We start from the raw sequence: 18,192 nt of genomic DNA, 5'->3' as shown, positions 1-18,192 counted from the left end.
AGGGGGGTATGAGTGCGGGCCCTGACAGCGGTGTCAGGGCCCGGATGAACAGCTCCGCCGCTAGGACTCGAACCTAGACCGAAACACCTCCAAAGGGTGCCGTGCTGCCAATTACACTACGGCGGATTGCTGCATCAGACCTTACCGGAGCCTGGCAGGGTGCCAAGAACGATTCCGTTCCACCACCCCTCGATTCGATCCGCCGGTACAGGTCGGCGCTCTGGGTGACGCTGATGACGAGGCAGCCCCGATAGTGCTCCCCGACGTTCTTGCGGACTGTCTTCGGATTGTGCCTTTTCAGCGTGGTTTTGCTGAAGCGGGAGCTGTCCATGCCTACGAGGGCAGCCCAGTGGCGTTCCGCGCCCTCCACATCGGCGGACTCGTGGATCATCACGCGGAAGCGCAGGCGCTCACGGTCGACCTTGAGCAGGTCGAGCCATGCCATGAACACCGTGATCATGCCTGGGTCGCTGTTGACGAAGAGGACGAACTCGCGGCGGCTGTATGCCTTGTCCTTTGCACCCTCTGCCCAGTAGAGGCCAACGCCGAGAAGGAACAGCTCTCGCTCGGTGAGGGAGCCGATCTCCTGGCGTGCCGCCGCCTTGGTTTCTTTGCGCTCCGCGTCGCGGATCGCCAGCGTGTGCTCCCACCTCTTCCGAGCCGCCAGCTTCGCCTGTCCCGTCGGGTCGCGTCGCTCCGGTTTCGGCAGGTCCCTGACCCACAGCGAGATCGAGCCCTTGGAGCAGCCCAGCTCGACCTGGATCTGGTCGTACGTCCAGCCCTGGAGTCGGAGCTCCCTCGCCTTGTCCCGTAGGTCGTCCTTCGCGTTCGGGCGCTTCGTCCACTCCGGGGGCGGCTCGCCCTCCAGGAGGCGGTTGGGGATGTCGTCGTTGTCGACGTGGAGCCGGGGTCGCGGATCTGGCGTCGGCTCAGTCCCGTCCGCCGCAGCGCCACCGCCTGCTCCCGCAGCCCCTCGAAGTCGGCGTATTTGCCTGGTGCGTGTGTCATACGCGTACCGTCCGGGCGGAATGCGGGCTTCCGGGATCGAACGGCGTGCGATTCAGTAGTTCGAGTGATTTCGGCCCGTATCGCATCCGGACGGTCACGGGTCGTGATGGGATTCAGTCGGGGAAACCGCCCGGAAAAGCGGCACCGCGCGCCCGTAGGCTGGAGGGCATGACCACGACGGGGGAAGACCATGTGGCGGCCGGCGGAGGGCCGTGGTGGTGGGGCAGGCGGCGGAGTGCCGCGCTGGATGTGAGCCTCGCGGCGGTGTCCGCGCTGGAGTGCGGGCTGGAGGGGATCCCGTTCGCGCGGGACGCGGGGATTCCGGTGGCCGCGGGGGTGGTCTTCGGTCTGCTGGCGGGTTCCGTGCTGGTGGTGCGGCGGCACTGGCCGATCGCCGTGGTGCTGGTGGTGATCGCCATCACGCCGGCCCAGATGGGCTTTCTGATGGGCCTGGTCGGCCTGTACACGCTGGCCGCGTCGGAGTTGCCGCGCCGGATCATCGGGTCGCTGGCGGGGATGTCGCTGGTGGGGACGCTCATCGTGACGTTCGTGCGGGTGCGGCAGGACATGGCGCGCGGGGAGCTGACCCTGGGGGACTGGTTCGTTCCGTTCGCGTCGATCACGACGTCGCTGGGGCTGACCGCGCCGCCGGTGCTGCTGGGGTTGTACGTGGGGGCGCGGCGGCGGTTGATGGAGAGTCTGCGGGAGCGGGCGGACAGTCTGGAGCGGGAGCTCCAGTTGTTGGCGGAGCGGGCCGAGGAGCGGGCCGAGTGGGCGCGTAACGAGGAGCGGACGCGGATCGCGCGGGAGATGCACGACGTGGTCGCGCACCGGGTGAGTCTGATGGTGGTGCATGCGGCGGCGTTGCAGGCGGTGGCGCGGAAGGATCCGGAGAAGGCGGTGAAGAACGCCGCGCTGGTGGGGGACATGGGCCGGCAGGCGTTGACGGAGTTGCGGGAGATGCTCGGGGTGCTGCGGTCCGGTGGGGACGGCGGGGGCCGGGGCGCGGGGGATGCGGTGCCGTTGGTGGCGGTGGGTGTGGCGGCGGCCGCGGCCGCGTCGCGGGCGGTGGACGAGGCGCGGGGCGCGGGGGGCGAGGGGCCGAGGCTGGCGGAGATCGGCGAGTTGGTGGAGCAGTCGGCGGCTGCGGGGGTGGTGGTGGATCTGTCGGTGGAGGGTGAGGGCCGGTCGTATGCGGGGGAGGTGGAGTCGACGGCGTATCGGGTGGTGCAGGAGGCGTTGACGAACGTCCACAAGCATGCGCCGGGGGCGAAGACGTATGTGCGGCTCGCGCATCGGGTGTCGGAGATCGCGATGCAGGTGGAGAACGAGCCGCCGCCGGAGGCGGGGGCGTCGGCGCGGTTGCCGTCGGGTGGGAACGGTCTGGTGGGGATGAAGGAGCGGGTGTCGGCGCTGGGTGGGGTGTTCGTGTCGGGGCCGACGGATGCGGGGGGTTTTCGGGTGTCGGCGGTGATTCCGGCGTCGTAGCTGAGGGCCGGGCTGGGGCCGGGAGCCGGGCCGGCAGGGCCCGGAGGGGTGGTCAGCCGGTGGTGAGGCGGGCGGGTCGGGTGCCGGTGACGAGGGCGGTGAGGGCCTGGTCGATGTGGTGGCCGAGGTACCAGTCGCCGGTGTGGTCGAGGGCGTAGACGCGGCCCTGGGTGTCGATGGCGATGAGGGTGTGGGTGTCGGTTTCGGCGCCGATGGGGCAGACGTCGGTGTCGAGGGCGCGGCCGAGGTCGCCGAGGGTGCGGGCCATGTGGAGGCCGTGCAGGGGGTCGAGGTGGAGGGTGGCGGGGGCGAGTTGGCGGCCGGTGCCGGTGGGGGTGATGTGGAGGCCGCCGAATTCGGCCCAGGCTTCGACGGCGGAGGGGAAGACGGCGTGGCGGTGTCCGGCGGGTGAGGTGTGGTCGCGCAGGGTGTCGGCCCAGATTTCGGCTTGTCTGATGTCCCAGCGGCCTGGTTTCCAGCCGGCGGTGCGCAGGGCGGCGTCGACGGGGTCGGGGAAGCGCGCTGGGGTTCCCCCCGGCTCGGGTGGGGCCGGGTGGTGGGGGGCGGGGGTGCGGTCGGTGTGCATCTGCCGTTCGTTCGTCGTCGTGGTGGTGGCCGGTCGGTGCCGGGGGGTAGGGGGGGCGGGGGTTATCCGGGGTCGACGACGCGGACGCCGAAGTGGGCGGTGAGGGCGGTGCAGGCGCGGCAGGGGGCGGCGAAGCCTCCGTGGAGGGGGTCGCCGTCCTCGCGGATGTGGCGGGCGGTGAGTTTGGCTTGTTTGAGTGCTTTGCGCGCTTCGCCGTTGGTCATGGGTTTGCGTGCGGCGCGTTTGCTGCGGGCGTTGTCGGCGGCGGTGATGTGCCGGGAGATGAGGATGGTTTCGGCGCAGCGGCCGGTGAAGCGGTCGCGTTGGCCGCTGGTGAGGGTGTCGAGGAAGTCCTGGACGAGGGGGTGCAGGTCGGGGGGTGTGTCGCCGCGGGCGGCGGTGCCGGTGAGGGTGGCGCCGCGGATGGAGAGGGCGGCGGCGATGGTGGGCAGGATGCCGTCGCGGCGGTGGTGGAGGAGGGGGGTGTGGGCGGCGTCGGTGGCGCTCCAGCCGACGCGGGGGTCGCCGGTGCGGGGGGCGCCGGGTCGACCCGTGTGGGTTCCCTGGTGGGTCCCTGTTTGCGTCATATTCATGATCGTCTTTTCCTCCCGCGCATCCCCCGGAAGGTCACAGAGTGCCAAATGGCGTGGCTGATGGGGAAGCTGGGGCGGGGTGACACGCCCAGGTTTGGGCTGACTGTCACGGGAGGGTGACGTTTGGTCACGGAGCCGAAGGGGCGAGCGGCCGGTGCCCGGTGACCGGTGTCGTCGTACCGCATAGGCTGTCGGCACCGCGATTCCTGCGGTGAGCCGTGCGGAGGGCGTGCGGGGCACCGGCGGGGGAGTGGCGGTAAGCAGTCGAAACAGACGTGACAGTCGAATACGTTCCGTAACGGCCCGAGGGTGGTCGGTGTGGGTCGTACAGAGTGCCGCAGGGGGCAACCGCCATGACGACAGGTCGGCTCGGGCAGAAAACCGTGCCGCCGAATGCGGCCTATGCCGGGCAGGTCGTGCACTTCCCGGATCCGGTGCGGGCGGCCCGTCACCCGAGAGGGGTGCGGGTGGACGAGCGTGGTTACCCCGATTTCTCGCCGTACGCGCGTGCGGCCGCGGAGATCGCGGAGCCGCCGGAGGGTTTCGGTGTCGACGAGCTGCGGCTGACGGACTACGTGTCGGCGAACGCGGCGCTGGCGGCGACCGGTCATGAGCTGTGGGACACGGTGCCGGCGGTGGCGACGCCGCACGGCTGGACGTGGCATCACGCGGTGGCGTCGCGGCGGCTGGAGCTGGTGCCGGTCGAGGTGAAGGCGTTGCTGCGGCACCACGGTGGTGTGGTGACGTCGGGCGTGGACCAGGACAAGCGGGGGACGCGGCCGTTGCAGGAGACGCGGCCGGCGCATTTCGGGCTGCCGAAGTCGGGGCTCGCGGTGACCGAGGCGCAGGTGCTGGAGGTCGAGGAGGACCTCGGGTACCGGCTGCCGGGCGCGTACCGGTCGTTCCTGAAGGTGGCGGGTGGTTGTGCCCCGGTGGGGACGGCGCTGGACGCGGAGTTGGGGCTGCTGGTCGACCAGCCGTTCTTCACGGTGCGGGACGAGGCCGCGGTCAATGACCTGGTGTATGTCAACAAGTGTCTGCGTGATCACCTCACCAAGGACTACCTGGGGGTCGCTTTCGTCCAGGGCGGTCTGCTGGCGGTGAAGGTGAAGGGCGACCGGGTGGGTTCGGTGTGGTTCTGCGCGTACGACGACGCGCGGGACGTGGATCCGTCGTGGACGCCGGCGGAGCGGGTGGAGCGGCTGCTGCTGCCGTGCGGGGACGACTTCGACGCGTTTCTGGCACGGTTGGCGGGGTCGCCGCCCGAGTTGGAGACGGTGGCGAATCTGATGGTGGACGGCGGCTTCGCGCAGGTCGTTCCGGTTTCCTCCGCGGGGGAGTGAGGTCTGGCGATGGTGACGTTCGCGCAGGCGCAGGAGCGTGCGGAAGAGTGGATCAACGGGGATGTGCCGTCGTATCAGCACCGTGAGGTGCGGGTGAGGGAGTTCGACCTCGGGTTCGTGGTGTGGGCGGAGGACCGTGCGGACGGGCCGCGTTCGGACGGCGGCGCGCAGCGGCTGGTGATCGCCCGGGACAGTGGTGAGGCGACGTTGTGGCCCGCGCTGGCGGTGGGTGAGGTGATCCGCCGGTACGAGGAGGAGTACGGCCGTGCGGAGGCGGTGCCGGAGCCGGCGCCCGCGGCGCGGGTGGATCTGAATCAGACGTCGTTCCTGTTGAGTCCGCCGGAGTGGTTGCAGGAGGCCGCGGACCGGCTGGGGATTCCGGATCGTCGGGGGGAGACGTCGAGCGGTGCGGCGGGGGCGGCCGGTACCGGCGATACCGCCGGTGGTGCCGCCGCGGCGGCGGGTCCGGGGGCCGGTTCCTCCGGTGCTGTCTGGCCCGCTGCCGGTGGGGGTGACTCCCAGGCGGGGGCCGCCGGGTCCGGTTCCGGTGCGTCGGGTGAGCCGGCCGAGGCGACGCCGTGGGCCGGTACGGATACGAACGCCGATGCCGGCGAGGACCGTTCCGTGCCGCTGCCGGAGACCGTGTTCGCTCCGCCGCTGAGCCAGTCCGACGACGACACGCCGCCGCCGTCGGCGCCGGATGCGCAGACGGCGCTGATGTCGGGAGGCAGCCGGCTGCCGCCGACGGCGGTGAGCCCGGCGCTCCAGGCTCCGGGCGCGCAGGTTCCGCCGGGTGCGCCGGCGCATCCGGCGGCGCCGGACGCCGGGGACATCGCCGATGCCGCGACCAGCAAGGCGCCGCCGCCGCGTCGTGGCTCGGGCCCGACGACGCCGCCTCCGCCGGGCGCCCCGGGCGTGCGGGCGGGGACCACGCCTCCGCCGCCGTCCGCGCCCCCGTCGGGCCCCGGCACGCCGGGTGGTCCGGCGGGCGGGTACGTACCGACGCAGATGGTGTCGTCGCTGGGGTCCAACGGCCTCAGCGGTTTCGAGGGCCCGGGAGGCGCCCCGAGCGGGCGGCCGCCGGCCGGCGGCCCGACGCCGCCGCCCGGTACTCCGCCTCCGCCCGGGGCGCCGCCCGCGCCCGGTGGTACGCCGCCCGGCGGGGTGCATCACGCCGCGACGATGTTCGCCGACCCCGGTCGGCCGGAGTCCGGCGGGGGCGCGCCGCAGCCTCCCGCCCCGCCCGGTGTCCCCGGCGCGCCGCAGCACCCGGGGCACCCGGGTGCTGCGGGTGCCCCGGGTGGCGTAGGAGGGCGTGGTCCCGTGCACCACGCCGAGACCGTGCTGGCCGGTCCTCCGGTCGGCGGCCCCGGCGTACCTCCGCCGCCGCCCGGTGTCCCCGGGATGCCGCCGCCTCCCGCACCCCCCGGCGTCCCCGGCGGTGTGCCCGGCGCGGTGCCTCCGGCGTACGGCTGTCCGCCGCAGCCCGTCGGACAGCCGACGGTCGGCCCCGGCTATCAGGCGGTTCTGCGCTACCGCGCGCAGGACGGTTCCGAGCAGCAGCTGATCCGGCGTTCGGCGCCGGGTACGCCGCACCCGGAGTGGCAGATCTTCCACGAGCTGCGTGCGATGAATGTGCCGCCGAACCAAGTGCTTGAGCTGCACACGGAGTTGGAGTCGTGTGAGCTGCCGGGTGCGTACTGTGCCCGGATGATCCGGGAGCAGTGGCCGCAGGCGCGGATCACGAACATCGCCCCGTACGGCACGGATCACGCGAGCCGGCAGCAGGGCATGCAGCAACTACTGGCGCATCAGGGCGAGTTGCATCAGGTGGCAGACGGTCCTGCCCGGCCGGCGCCGGTGCGTGCGCCGTTGACGCCGGTTCCGCCGGCGCCGCCGGTTCCTCCGGAGGTCATCGGACAGGAACTGGCGGGGGCGTTCGGGCCGGGTGTGTTCCGGTTCGAGCAGGCCGCGGTGTCCCGGCAGGGGGTGCCGCCGGTGGTGGCGCACACGCTGGTGGTGGCCGGACTGCCGCTGGACATGGGTCCGTTCTTCTGGGCGCAGGCCCAGCCGGGGCGTCCGGTGCCCACGCTGGCGGAGCTGGCCGTGGAGCGGGGTGTGCAGCCGGCCTCGGACGCGGGTTCGTACCTGGTGATGGGCAGCGACTTCGGCAAGGCGATCTGTGTGCAGTACGGCACGGCGAACATCGTCGCGGTGCCGGTGGAGCCGGGGCCGGGCGGTGCGCCCGTACCGCCGCAGTTCGTGAACACGGGTCTGCCGGAGTTCGCGCGCTGCCTGGCGTTGCTGGGGCGGATGTGGCGGCTGCGGTACGGGCTGAACCAGGAGCAGGCGGGCCGCTGGACCGTCGACTTCCAGATGCAACTGGCGGCGCTGGACCCGGCGGCTCTCGGTTCGCCGGACAGCTGGTGGTCGGTCCTGCTGGAGCAGATGTGGGACGGCCTGCTGTGACCCCTCGCCGCTGAGGGCGGCGAACAGGCGGGAGCCGGGCCCGGTCGGATGGGACGACCGGGCCCGGCTCGGCTGTGTGCGGGGGTGGGGGCGGGCGGGCTCTTCCCGCTGCCTTCGACAGCCATGTCCGGCGGTGCGGTCAGTGCTTCCGGCGTGCCGCTCCGGCGAGGATCAGCCCCTCCACCGCCTCGTACTGGTGCCGCTGTTGCTCCGACTCGGCCCGGCCGGAGGCCATCGTGCCGAGCCAGCCGCAGGCGAAGCCGACGGGGATGGACAGCAGGCCGGTCGTGGTGAAGGGGAACCAGTTGAAGTCGGCGTTCGGGAACGCGGACAGGGGGGAGCCGGAGACGAGGTTGGTGCCCGGCATCAGCAGCAGCACGGCGAGCGCGCCGCCGATGAGGGTGCTGAGCAGACCGGTCCGGGTGTAGCGGCGCCAGAAGAGGCTGTAGACGAGGGCGGGTGCGATGGCGGACGCGCCGAGGCAGAACGACAGGGTGACCAGGGGCTGCAGGCTGTGGTGCTGCACCAGGGTGGCGAGCAGGATCGCGGGGACGCCCACCGCGAGCGCGGAGAGGCGGGCGAGGGTCATCTCGCGGCGCGGTGACATCTCCTGGACACGGGCCGCGAAGACGTCGTGGGCGAGGGAGTTGGCGCAGGCGAGGATCATGCCGGCGACGGAGGCGAGGACGGTGAGGAAGATCGCCGTGGTGACGGTGGTGAACAGGAAGGTCTCCGCCGTGGTCACCTCGGCGCCGAACGCGGCCTGGGAGCCGAGCAGATAGGCGGTGTTGCCCCGCGGGTCGGCCTGTGCGACCGCCTCCCGTCCGATCAGCGCGGTCGCGCCGAAGCCGACGACGGTGATGACGAGGACGAAGAGGGCGACGCTCGACACCGCCCAGGACATGGAGCGGCGTATCTGGCGGGCGCTGGAGGCGGTGTACATGCGCATGGTGACGTGGGGGAGGCAGGCGCCGCCGAGGACGACCGTCAGATGCGAGGTGATCATGTCCAGGCCGGGGCCGGCGCCGCCGCTGAACTGGAGGCCGGAGGCGAGGAAGGCGGAGCCCGCACCGCTGTTGTCGGCGGCCGCGTCGAACAGGGCGCCCGGGTTCCAGTCGAACCGGTGCAGGATGAGGGCGGCGACGACGATGCCGGAGCCGAGCAGCATCACGATCTTCAGGATCTGGATGAGGGCGGTGCCCTTCATGCCGCCGATCGCCGCGTAGCTGATCATCAGGGCGCCCACTCCGATGATGCAGCCCGTCTGCAGCGACTCGCCGGAGAAGCCCAGGAGGAACGCCATCAGCTGCCCGGTGCCGGCGAGTTGCACCAGCATCATGGGCAGCAGCGCGGCGAGGGTGACGGCGCAGGCGGTGACGCGTACCGCGCGTCCCTGCGGCATCCGCCGGGTCAGGGCGTCGCCCATGGTGAACCGGCCCGCGTTGCGCAGCGGTTCGGCCAGCAGGAACATCAGCAGCATCAACGACAGGGCGGTGCTCAGCGCGAGGACGATGCCGTCGTACCCGAACAGGGCGATCACCCCGCCGGTGCCGAGGACGGTCGCCGCGGAGATGTAGTCACCGGCGATCGCCAGGCCGTTGCGCAGGGAGGACAGGGAACCGTAGCCGGTGTAGAACTCGTCGAGGTCGTCACGGTCGGGGCCGGTCATCACGCACAGCAGCAGCGTGACCGTGACGACGGCACAGAAGCCGACGAGCGCCATGGCCTGCGCGTTCCCGGTGAACTCCGGGCTCATGGCGGTCATCGCGCCTCCTCCCGCCTGGCGTCCAGCGCGGTCTGCCTGCGGATGAGATCCGCGAGGGGGTCGACACGGCGGCGTGCGGTGCCTTCGTACATAGCGATCGCCAGCCAGGTCACGGGCACCTGGAGCAGGGCGAGCAGCAGGCCGATGGGCACTCCGTCGGTGACGGTGCCGGTCATGAACGACGGCGCGTACGCGGACAGGATCAAGAAGACGGTGAAGTAGCCGAGCGCGGTGAGTGTCGCCACGCGTCGCTGCCAGCGGTAGGCACCGCGCAGGATGCGCAGGTCGCTGTGGTGCCCGAGCGGGGCCCGGGCCGCCGTCCGCCGCGGTGGGGTCGGGGGGTGGGGCGGGGGAGCGGGCTGCCACGGGTGGGTGGCGTGGGAGGGGGCGTACGCGTCGCGGTTCGGGGCGGGGGGATACGGGTTCTGGCGCGGGGGCGTCGGCGGGTCCCATGGGGTGGGCTCCCACGGGGAACGGTCCCGTGGTGATGGATACGGGTCGTAGGACATCCCGTGCTCCTTGCAGGCTCGGTCCGTGCGGGGACGGCAGGGAGTTGGGGGGTGGGGGAGCGAGCCACGCACGCTACTCGCGCGTAGGGTCCTGCGCCGCGTTTTGGCCAAACTGATCGGTCGGTATGTGACGTCCGGATCGTCTGGGGGCCGAATGGAGGGTGTTGCCGGCGTCAACCCGGGCTTTTGCCGTGCCCGTGCCCGCGCCCGTCTCCGGGTGGGAGGTGCCGGCGGACGTAGCCCACCCCGGGGCGGCCGTCGAGTGTGACGTCCCGCACGCGCGTGAAGCCGTTGCGGGTGAGGACGGTCATCGACGCGGGATTGTCCGACGTGGTGACCGCGGTCAACGTCGTGAGGCCGTACGGCCGCGCTGCCAGACGGCAGACCCGGGCCACCGCTGCCGTCGCCACGCCGCGGCCCGCCGCACGTTCCCCCACGCGGTAGCCGAGTTCGGCCGAGCCGTCCACGACGTCGATCAGGTTCACCCGGCCGACGACCCTCCCGTCCCCGTCCAGGACGACATGGAAGTGGCAGGTGCCCGCCTCCTGTTCGGCCAGGAGCGAGGCGTGGCGGGCGGCGAAGCCGGACGGCGTGAAGTACGCGTCCCCCCGGTCCGGTACCGAGCGGGCGAAGTAGGCGCGGTTGTCGTGCTCGAAGGCCAGCAGTGCGGGCGCGTGCTCCGCGCGGAGGCGTTCCAGGATCGGCATGCCGGAACGGTATGCGGGGACCGCTTCCGGAGCATCGGGGTTTTCACGGCTTGACCCTGACGTGGCGGGAGGGTGGAGGCTGAGTGGGGCGTCGGAAGGAGACAACCCTGAGAAGCACTACGCCTGTCGGGGGAGAGCCCTTAGGGGTACCTCCGTACTGCGGCTCGGGGAGGGTTCGTACCGGCGGATGACGAGACGGGGCGGGGGCGGTACTTAACCTGGCTTTACGCCGCTGGGGGGCGGCAAGGCACACCACCGGGGGTGGGGTTTTCCTCAGGAGAAGACTGCGCCGGGCACCAGGGCGCACGATCCTCCCCGCCGTCAGACTGAACCACGTCGAACGAACACGCACGGAGCGGCCGTCGGGCACGACGGCGGTCGCGCCGGGCACTACTGTCCCAATTACTGACCGACATAGGAGAATTACCGTGACATCGGCTGTGACCATTCCCAGGCACGGGGGTACTGGAGAGCGTACGGCCGTTGCCGCGCGGGCGCGGCAGGTCGTGAAGGCGTACGGGGCCGGTGAGACCCGCGTCGTCGCGCTCGACCGCGTCGACGTGGACATCGCCCGCGGCCAGTTCACCGCGATCATGGGCCCCTCGGGGTCCGGCAAGTCCACGCTGATGCACTGCCTCGCCGGGCTCGACACCGTGACCAGCGGGCAGATCCATCTGGACGAGACCGAGATCACCGGCCTGAAGGACAAGAAGCTCACGCAGCTGCGCCGGGACCGGATCGGGTTCATCTTCCAGGCGTTCAACCTGCTGCCGACGCTGAACGCGCTCGAGAACATCACGCTGCCCATGGACATCGCCGGACGCAAGCCCGACAAGGAGTGGCTGGACCGGGTCGTGGAGACCGTGGGGCTCGCCGGGCGGCTGAAGCACCGGCCCACCCAGCTCTCCGGCGGTCAGCAGCAGCGCGTCGCCGTGGCGCGGGCGCTGGCGGCCCGGCCCGAGATCATCTTCGGTGACGAGCCGACCGGGAACCTCGACTCGCGCGCCGGCGCCGAGGTCCTCGGCTTCCTGCGCCGCTCGGTCGACGACCTGGGCCAGACCATCGTGATGGTCACCCACGACCCGGTCGCCGCCTCCTACGCGGACCGTGTGCTGTACCTCGCCGACGGCCGCATCGTCGACGAGATGCACCAGCCGACGGCCGAACAGGTCCTGGACCGGATGAAGGACTTCGACGCCCGGGGGCGCACGTCATGACCGTGCTGAAGACCTCGATGCGCAACTTCCTCGCGCACAAGGGGCGGATGGCGCTGTCGGCGGTGGCGGTGCTGCTGTCCGTGGCGTTCGTGTGCGGGACCCTCGTGTTCACCGACACGATGTCCACGACGTTCGACAAGCTGTTCGCGGCCACGTCGTCGGACGTCACGGTCAGCGCCAAGGACGCCTCCGACGGCGGCGAGACGACCTCCGACAACGGCAAGCCGCCGGTCATCCCGGCCTCCGTGCTCGCCGAGGTGCGGAAGGTGGACGGCGTGCAGTCGGCCGAGGGCGCGGTGTTCTCCACCTCGGTGACCGTCGTCGACGGCGACAAGGAGAGCCTCTCGCCCACCAGCGGCGCCCCGACCATCGTCGGCAGCTGGAACGACAACGACGCCCGCACCATGAAGATCACCTCCGGTGCGGCGCCCGAGGGCTCCGACCAGGTGATGGTGGACGCCGACACCGCCGACAAGCACGGCCTGGAGCTCGGTGACGAGATCGGCGTGATCAGCGTGGTCGGCACGCACACCGCGAAGATCTCCGGCATCGCCGACTTCACCGTCACCAACCCCGGTGCCGCGATCTTCTACCTGGACACGAAGACCGCCCAGCAGGTCCTGGTCGGCGAGAGCGGCGTCTTCACCAACGTCAACGCCACGGCCGCCGACGGCGTCAGCGAGGCGCGGCTGAAGAAGGACGTCGTGGCCGCGCTGGGCGGCGACTACAAGGTGATGACCGCGAAGGAGAGCGCGGAGGCGGGCCAGAAGGACGTCGAGGGCTTCATGAGCGTCCTGAAGTACGCGATGCTCGGCTTCGCCGGGATCGCGTTCCTCGTCGGCATCTTCCTGATCATCAACACCTTCTCCATGCTGGTCGCCCAGCGGACCCGGGAGATCGGCCTGATGCGGGCCATCGGCTCCTCCCGCAAGCAGGTCAACCGCTCGGTGCTGATCGAGGCGCTGCTCCTCGGCGTCGTCGGTTCGGTGCTCGGTGCGGGCGCGGGCGTCGGCCTCGCCGTCGGGCTGATGAAGCTCATGGGCATGGCGGGCATGGAGCTGTCCACGGACGACCTCACCGTCGCCTGGACGACTCCGGCGATCGGACTGCTCCTCGGTGTCGTCGTGACCGTCCTGGCCGCCTATCTGCCGGCCCGGCGGGCCGGCAGGATCTCCCCGATGGCCGCACTGCGTGACGCGGGCGCCCCCGCGGACGCCAGGGCCGGCTGGATCCGGGGTGGCGTCGGCACGCTGCTGACCGCGGTCGGCGCGTTCGCCCTGTATCTCGCGGGGTCCGCGGAGAAGGCCGCGGAGGGCTCGATGTGGCTGGGCCTCGGTGTGGTGCTGTCGCTGATCGGCTTCGTCCTCATCGGTCCGCTGCTCGCCGGCGGTGTGGTGCGTGTCCTCGGCGTCGTCGTGCTGCGGGTCTTCGGCCCCGTGGGGCGGATGGCCGAGCGCAACGCCCTGCGCAACCCGCGCCGCACCGGTGCCACGGGCGCCGCGCTGATGATCGGGCTGGCCCTGGTGGCGTGCCTGTCGGTGGTCGGCGCCTCCATGGTGGCCTCGGCGACCGAGGAGCTGGACAAGAGCGTCGGCACGGACTTCATCATTCAGAACGACGCGGGTCAGCTGATCACCCCGCAGGCCGTGGCGGCCGTGAAGGACACCCCGCAGGTGGAGCGGGTCACCGAGTACAAGTGGACCGAGGCCGACTTCACCACGCCCGACGGCAAGACGCTCAAGAACACGGCGATCACCGCGGCCGACCCGACGTACGCCACCGACCTGCGGGTCGAGACGGTCGAGGGGCAGCTCGCGGACGCCTACCGGCCCGACTCGATGTCCGTCCACGAGAAGTTCGCCGAGGACCACGGCATCGGCCTCGGATCGAAGATCGACGTCGCGTTCAAGGACGGGTCGACCGCCGGCCTGACCGTCCGGGCGATCACCAGCAGCGACGCCGTGGTCGACGCGGGTGCGATGTACACGTCGATCGACACCATGGCCAAGTACGTTCCGGCCGACAAGATGCCGTTGGACATGCTGCTCTTCGTCTCGGCGAAGGACGGCCGGCAGGACGCCGCGTACACGGCGCTGAAGGACTCGCTGCACGAGTACCCGCAGTACACCGTGCGCGACCAGACCGACTACAAGGAAGCGCTCAAGGACCAGATCGGCCAGCTGCTGAACATGATCTACGGTCTGCTGGCCCTGGCGATCGTCGTCGCGATCCTGGGTGTGGTCAACACCCTGGCCCTGTCGGTGGTCGAGCGGACGAGGGAGATCGGCCTGATGCGGGCCATCGGCCTCTCGCGCCGTCAACTGCGCCGCATGATCCGCCTGGAGTCGGTCGTCATCGCCCTCTTCGGCGCCCTGCTGGGCCTGGGGCTGGGCATGGGCTGGGGCGCCACCGCCCAGCAGCTGCTCGCGCTGGAGGGGCTGAAGGTCCTGGAGATCCCGTGGCCGACGATCATCGGTGTGTTCATCGGCTCGGCGTTCGTGGGTCTGTTCGCGGCCCTGGTCCCGGCGTTCCGGGCGGGCCGGATGAACGTCCTGAACGCCATCGCCACCGAGTAGCCACCGCCCTGGCCACCGCACACGGGGCAGTGGGGGAGCGCCCGGCGCCGGGGAGTCCTGAGGGACTCCCCGGCGCCGGGCCCGTTGGTGCCCGGGCCTCCGGCCGGCCGGCTCGGGCGGTGGGCCGGCACCGGGCCACGGGCACCGGACGTTGTCCACAGGCTTCCGGCGTCCGCGGGCGTGGCGTCGTACTCTGGACACCCCCGGCCCGCGGCGCGTGTCGGGCCTGTCGTGTTGCACACCCCCGGATGGAAGCGCCTCGAATGAGCCTGCACGGTCTGCTGGACGCCGTCGTCAAGGACACCGCCCTCGCGGAAGCGATCTCGGCGGCCGCCGACGGCAACCGGATGCACGTCGACCTGGTCGGACCCCCGGCCGCCCGCCCCTTCGCGGTCGCGGCCCTGGCCCGGGACACCGGCCGTACCGTGCTGGCCGTGACGGCGACCGGCCGTGAGGCGGAGGACCTGGCGGCGGCCCTGCGTTCCGTCCTCCCGCCGGAGGGGGTCGTGGAGTACCCGTCCTGGGAGACGCTGCCGCACGAGCGGCTCAGCCCCCGCAGCGACACCGTCGGACGCCGCCTGGCGGTCCTGCGCCGGCTGGCCCACCCCCGGTCGGACGACCCCGAGACCGGTCCCGTCTCCGTCGTCGTCGCGCCCGTGCGTTCCGTGCTCCAGCCGCAGGTCAAAGGCCTGGGTGAGCTGGAGCCCGTCGCGCTGCGGACGGGACAGACCGCCGACCTGAACGAGGTCGTCGAGGCGCTCGCCGCCGCCGCGTACGCGCGCGTGGAACTGGTCGAGAAGCGCGGCGAGTTCGCGGTGCGCGGCGGCATCCTCGACGTGTTCCCGCCCACCGAGGAACATCCCCTGCGCGTCGAGTTCTGGGGCGACGACGTCGAGGAGATCCGCTACTTCAAGGTCGCCGACCAGCGCTCCCTGGAGATCGCCGACCACGGCCTGTGGGCCCCGCCCTGCCGGGAGCTGCTGCTCACCGACGACGTGCGGGAGCGCGCGCGTGCGCTCGCCGAACAGCACCCCGAGCTGGGCGAGCTGCTCGGCAAAATCGCGGAGGGGATCGCGGTCGAGGGCATGGAGTCCCTGGCCCCCGTCCTCGTCGACGACATGGAGCTGCTGCTGGACGTGCTGCCCGAGGGCGCCATGGCCGTCGTCTGCGACCCGGAGCGGGTGCGTACGCGGGCCGCCGACCTGGTGGCGACCTCGCAGGAGTTCCTGCAGGCGTCCTGGGCGGCCACCGCCGGAGGCGGGGAGGCCCCCATCGACGTCGGCGCGGCTTCCCTGTGGTCCATCGCGGACGTCCGTGAGCGGGCGCGCGAGCTGGACATGATGTGGTGGTCGGTGTCGCCGTTCGCCGCCGGCGAGGAGCTGGACGGAGACACCCTCAAGCTCGGCATGCACGCCCCCGAGACCTACCGCGGGGACACCGCGCGGGCGCTCGCCGACACCAAGGGCTGGCTCGCCGACGGCTGGCGCACGGTGTTCGTCACCGAGGGCCACGGCCCGGCCTCCCGCACGGTGGAGGTGCTGGGCGGCGAGGGCATCGCGGCCCGGCTGGAGGCGGACCTCGGCGCGATCGCCCCGTCCGTCGTGCACGTCGCCTGCGGCGGCATCGACCACGGCTTCGTCGACCCGGCGCTCAAGCTCGCCGTGCTCACCGAGACCGACCTGACCGGCCAGAAGGCTTCCGGCCGCGAGGGCGCCCGGATGCCGGCCCGGCGCCGCAAGACCATCGACCCGCTCTCCCTGGAGACGGACGACTACATCGTCCACGAGCAGCACGGCGTCGGCCGCTACATCGAGATGGTGCAGCGCACCGTGCAGGGCGCGACCCGCGAGTACCTGGTGGTGGAGTACGCCCCCGCCAAGCGCGGCCAGCCCGGCGACCGCCTCTACATCCCCACCGACCAGCTGGAGCAGATCACCAAGTACGTCGGCGGTGAGGCACCCACCCTGCACCGCCTCGGCGGCGCCGACTGGACCAAGACGAAGGCGCGGGCGAAGAAGGCCGTCAAGGAGATCGCCGCCGACCTGATCAAGCTGTACAGCGCCCGTATGGCCGCCCCCGGGCACCCCTTCGGCGCCGACACCCCCTGGCAGCGGGAGCTGGAGGACGCCTTCCCGTACGCGGAGACGCCCGACCAGCTCACCACCATCGCCGAGGTCAAGGAGGACATGGAGAAGACGGTTCCCATGGACCGCCTGATCTGCGGCGACGTCGGCTACGGCAAGACCGAGATCGCGGTCCGGGCAGCCTTCAAGGCCGTCCAGGACGGCAAGCAGGTCGCCGTGCTCGTCCCCACCACGCTGCTGGTGCAGCAGCACTTCGGGACGTTCGGCGAGCGGTACGCGCAGTTCCCGGTGGTCGTGAAGGCGCTGTCCCGCTTCCAGAGCGACACCGAGGCCAAGGCGGTCCTGGAGGGCCTGCGCGAGGGGTCGGTGGACGTGGTCATCGGCACCCACCGGCTGTTCTCCTCCGAGACCAAGTTCAAGGACCTGGGCCTGGTCATCGTCGACGAGGAGCAGCGCTTCGGCGTCGAGCACAAGGAGCAGCTGAAGAAGCTGCGCGCCAACGTCGACGTGCTGACCATGTCCGCCACCCCCATCCCGCGCACCCTGGAGATGGCGGTCACCGGCATCCGTGAGATGTCGACGATCACCACGCCGCCGGAGGAGCGCCACCCGGTGCTCACCTTCGTCGGCCCCTACGAGGAGAAGCAGATCGGCGCGGCCGTCCGCCGCGAACTGCTGCGGGAGGGGCAGGTCTTCTACATCCACAACCGGGTGGAGTCGATCGACCGCGCGGCGGCCCGGCTGCGGGACATCGTGCCCGAGGCGCGGATCGCGACCGCGCACGGGCAGATGTCGGAGTCGGCGCTGGAGCAGGTCGTCGTCGACTTCTGGGAGAAGAAGTACGACGTGCTGGTGTCGACGACGATCGTCGAGTCCGGCATCGACATCTCCAACGCCAACACCCTGATCGTGGAGCGCGGCGACAACTTCGGCCTCAGCCAGCTGCACCAGCTGCGCGGCCGGGTCGGCCGGGGCAGGGAGCGCGGATACGCGTACTTCCTGTACCCGCCGGAGAAGCCGCTGACGGAGACCGCGCACGAGCGGCTCGCGACGATCGCCCAGCACACCGAGATGGGCGCGGGCATGTACGTGGCGATGAAGGACCTGGAGATCCGCGGCGCCGGAAACCTGCTCGGCGGCGAGCAGTCCGGCCACATCGCGGGCGTCGGCTTCGACCTGTACGTCCGGATGGTCGGCGAGGCCGTCGCGGACTACCGGCGCCAGCTGGAGACCGGCGAGATCCAGGAGGAGCCGCCGCTCGAGGTCAAGATCGAGCTGCCCGTCGACGCGCACGTCCCGCACGACTACGCGCCCGGCGAGCGGCTGCGCCTCCAGGCGTACCGGGCGATCGCCTCCGCCAACTCGGAGGAGGACGTCAAGGCCGTACGCGAGGAACTCGTCGACCGCTACGGCAAGTTGCCGGAGCCGGTGGAGAACCTGCTGCTGGTGGCGGGCCTGCGCATGCTGGCGCGCGCGTGCGGTGTCGGGGAGATCGTCCTGCAGGGCAACAACATCCGGTTCGCCCCGGTGGAGCTGCGCGAGTCCCAGGAACTGCGCCTCAAGCGGCTCTACCCGGGCACGGTCCTCAAGCCGGCCGTCCACCAGGCGCTGGTGCCCCGGCCGAAGACGGCGAAGGTGGGCGGAAAGCCGCTGGTCGGCCGGGAGTTGCTGGCGTGGGTCGGGGAGTTCCTGACGTCGATCCTGGGGTCGTGACCGCAAAGCCCCGCCGGCCGGCCCGGATGTGCGAGGCGTGCGAGGTACGCCGGGCGTGCGGGACGCGAGAGGCACGCGAGGCGCGCGAGGCATGAGTGAAGCCGCCCACGGCAGGGGATTCCGTGGGCGGCTTC

11 protein-coding genes and 1 tRNA gene are annotated in these 18,192 nt (G+C 71.6%); 6 read left to right on the top strand and 6 right to left on the bottom strand.

Translation table 11 applies throughout. The features are described from left to right. Positions 1 to 52 precede the first annotated feature (52 nt). A tRNA-Gln gene (locus ACVW19_RS13715) sits at positions 53 to 126 on the bottom strand. 1,050 nt (positions 127 to 1,176) lie between these two features. On the opposite strand from ACVW19_RS13715, the gene ACVW19_RS13710 reads away from it, so the two are divergent. After that, entirely contained in the window at positions 1,177 to 2,496 is a 1,320-nt protein-coding gene (locus ACVW19_RS13710; protein WP_457459641.1) for a sensor histidine kinase, read from the top strand. A gap of 52 nt (positions 2,497 to 2,548) precedes the next feature. On the opposite strand, the gene ACVW19_RS13705 is transcribed toward ACVW19_RS13710, so the two are convergent. Both ACVW19_RS13705 and ACVW19_RS13700 read right to left on the bottom strand, forming a co-directional pair. Next, a complete protein-coding gene (locus tag ACVW19_RS13705) occupies positions 2,549 to 3,082 on the bottom strand; it encodes an SUKH-3 domain-containing protein (RefSeq protein ID WP_457459639.1) in 534 nt (177 codons plus the stop codon). A gap of 62 nt (positions 3,083 to 3,144) precedes the next feature. Then, positions 3,145 to 3,675: a YwqJ-related putative deaminase gene (locus ACVW19_RS13700; protein ID WP_457459637.1), complete on the bottom strand. Its 531-nt coding sequence runs from the start codon at positions 3,673 to 3,675 to the stop codon at positions 3,145 to 3,147. A gap of 353 nt (positions 3,676 to 4,028) precedes the next feature. On the opposite strand from ACVW19_RS13700, the gene ACVW19_RS13695 reads away from it, so the two are divergent. Both ACVW19_RS13695 and ACVW19_RS13690 read left to right on the top strand, forming a co-directional pair. Next, positions 4,029 to 5,018 carry an SMI1/KNR4 family protein gene (locus ACVW19_RS13695; RefSeq protein ID WP_457459635.1) on the top strand — a complete coding sequence of 330 codons (990 nt, stop codon included), beginning with the start codon at positions 4,029 to 4,031 and terminating at the stop codon, positions 5,016 to 5,018. 9 nt (positions 5,019 to 5,027) lie between these two features. Beyond that, on the top strand, positions 5,028 to 7,487 hold the full coding sequence (locus ACVW19_RS13690; protein WP_457459633.1) for an SUKH-4 family immunity protein: 2,460 nt from the start codon (positions 5,028 to 5,030) through the stop codon (positions 7,485 to 7,487). Between the two features lie 139 nt (positions 7,488 to 7,626). Here ACVW19_RS13690 and ACVW19_RS13685 read toward each other — a convergent pair whose 3' ends face one another. The 3 genes from ACVW19_RS13685 to ACVW19_RS13675 all read right to left on the bottom strand — a co-directional run bounded on the left by ACVW19_RS13685 (position 7,627) and on the right by ACVW19_RS13675 (position 10,468). After that, positions 7,627 to 9,243: a sodium/solute symporter gene (locus tag ACVW19_RS13685; RefSeq protein ID WP_457464599.1), complete on the bottom strand. Its 1,617-nt coding sequence runs from the start codon at positions 9,241 to 9,243 to the stop codon at positions 7,627 to 7,629. A 5-nt stretch (positions 9,244 to 9,248) separates the two neighbouring features. Continuing rightward, positions 9,249 to 9,761, bottom strand: a complete 513-nt coding sequence (locus tag ACVW19_RS13680) for a DUF485 domain-containing protein (RefSeq protein ID WP_457459631.1) — start codon at positions 9,759 to 9,761, stop codon at positions 9,249 to 9,251. A 173-nt stretch (positions 9,762 to 9,934) separates the two neighbouring features. Beyond that, positions 9,935 to 10,468, bottom strand: coding sequence for a GNAT family N-acetyltransferase (locus ACVW19_RS13675; RefSeq protein WP_457459629.1), 534 nt, complete (start codon positions 10,466 to 10,468; stop codon positions 9,935 to 9,937). 428 nt (positions 10,469 to 10,896) lie between these two features. Between ACVW19_RS13675 and ACVW19_RS13670 the strand changes: the two genes are divergently transcribed. The 3 genes from ACVW19_RS13670 to mfd all read left to right on the top strand — a co-directional run bounded on the left by ACVW19_RS13670 (position 10,897) and on the right by mfd (position 18,058). Beyond that, a complete protein-coding gene (locus tag ACVW19_RS13670) occupies positions 10,897 to 11,685 on the top strand; it encodes an ABC transporter ATP-binding protein (protein WP_457459627.1) in 789 nt (262 codons plus the stop codon). After that, positions 11,682 to 14,261 (top strand): ABC transporter permease, encoded by a 2,580-nt coding sequence (locus ACVW19_RS13665; protein ID WP_457459625.1) that lies wholly within the window; start codon positions 11,682 to 11,684, stop codon positions 14,259 to 14,261. The genes ACVW19_RS13670 and ACVW19_RS13665 overlap by 4 nt, the downstream gene beginning before the upstream one ends. A 263-nt stretch (positions 14,262 to 14,524) precedes the next feature. Next, entirely contained in the window at positions 14,525 to 18,058 is a 3,534-nt protein-coding gene (gene mfd, locus ACVW19_RS13660; RefSeq protein ID WP_457459623.1) for a transcription-repair coupling factor, read from the top strand. The last annotated feature ends 134 nt before the right edge of the window (positions 18,059 to 18,192 follow it).

It is taken from the genome of Streptomyces sp. TE5632 (assembly GCF_054061295.1).
Note: the sequence above shows the minus strand (reverse complement) of the source record. Positions and strands in the feature narration are given on the sequence as shown.

Bases quoted from the DNA above. Each gene is read 5' to 3' on its own strand.
- ACVW19_RS13710 (WP_457459641.1), top strand. From the start codon at position 1,177: ATGACCACGACGGGGGAAGACCATGTGGCGGCCGGCGGAGGGCCGTGG.
- ACVW19_RS13705 (WP_457459639.1), bottom strand. From the start codon at position 3,082: ATGCACACCGACCGCACCCCCGCCCCCCACCACCCGGCCCCACCCGAG.
- ACVW19_RS13700 (WP_457459637.1), bottom strand. From the start codon at position 3,675: ATGAATATGACGCAAACAGGGACCCACCAGGGAACCCACACGGGTCGA.
- ACVW19_RS13695 (WP_457459635.1), top strand. From the start codon at position 4,029: ATGACGACAGGTCGGCTCGGGCAGAAAACCGTGCCGCCGAATGCGGCC.
- ACVW19_RS13690 (WP_457459633.1), top strand. From the start codon at position 5,028: ATGGTGACGTTCGCGCAGGCGCAGGAGCGTGCGGAAGAGTGGATCAAC.
- ACVW19_RS13685 (WP_457464599.1), bottom strand. From the start codon at position 9,243: ATGAGCCCGGAGTTCACCGGGAACGCGCAGGCCATGGCGCTCGTCGGC.
- ACVW19_RS13680 (WP_457459631.1), bottom strand. From the start codon at position 9,761: ATGTCCTACGACCCGTATCCATCACCACGGGACCGTTCCCCGTGGGAG.
- ACVW19_RS13675 (WP_457459629.1), bottom strand. From the start codon at position 10,468: ATGCCGATCCTGGAACGCCTCCGCGCGGAGCACGCGCCCGCACTGCTG.
- ACVW19_RS13665 (WP_457459625.1), top strand. From the start codon at position 11,682: ATGACCGTGCTGAAGACCTCGATGCGCAACTTCCTCGCGCACAAGGGG.
- mfd (WP_457459623.1), top strand. From the start codon at position 14,525: ATGAGCCTGCACGGTCTGCTGGACGCCGTCGTCAAGGACACCGCCCTC.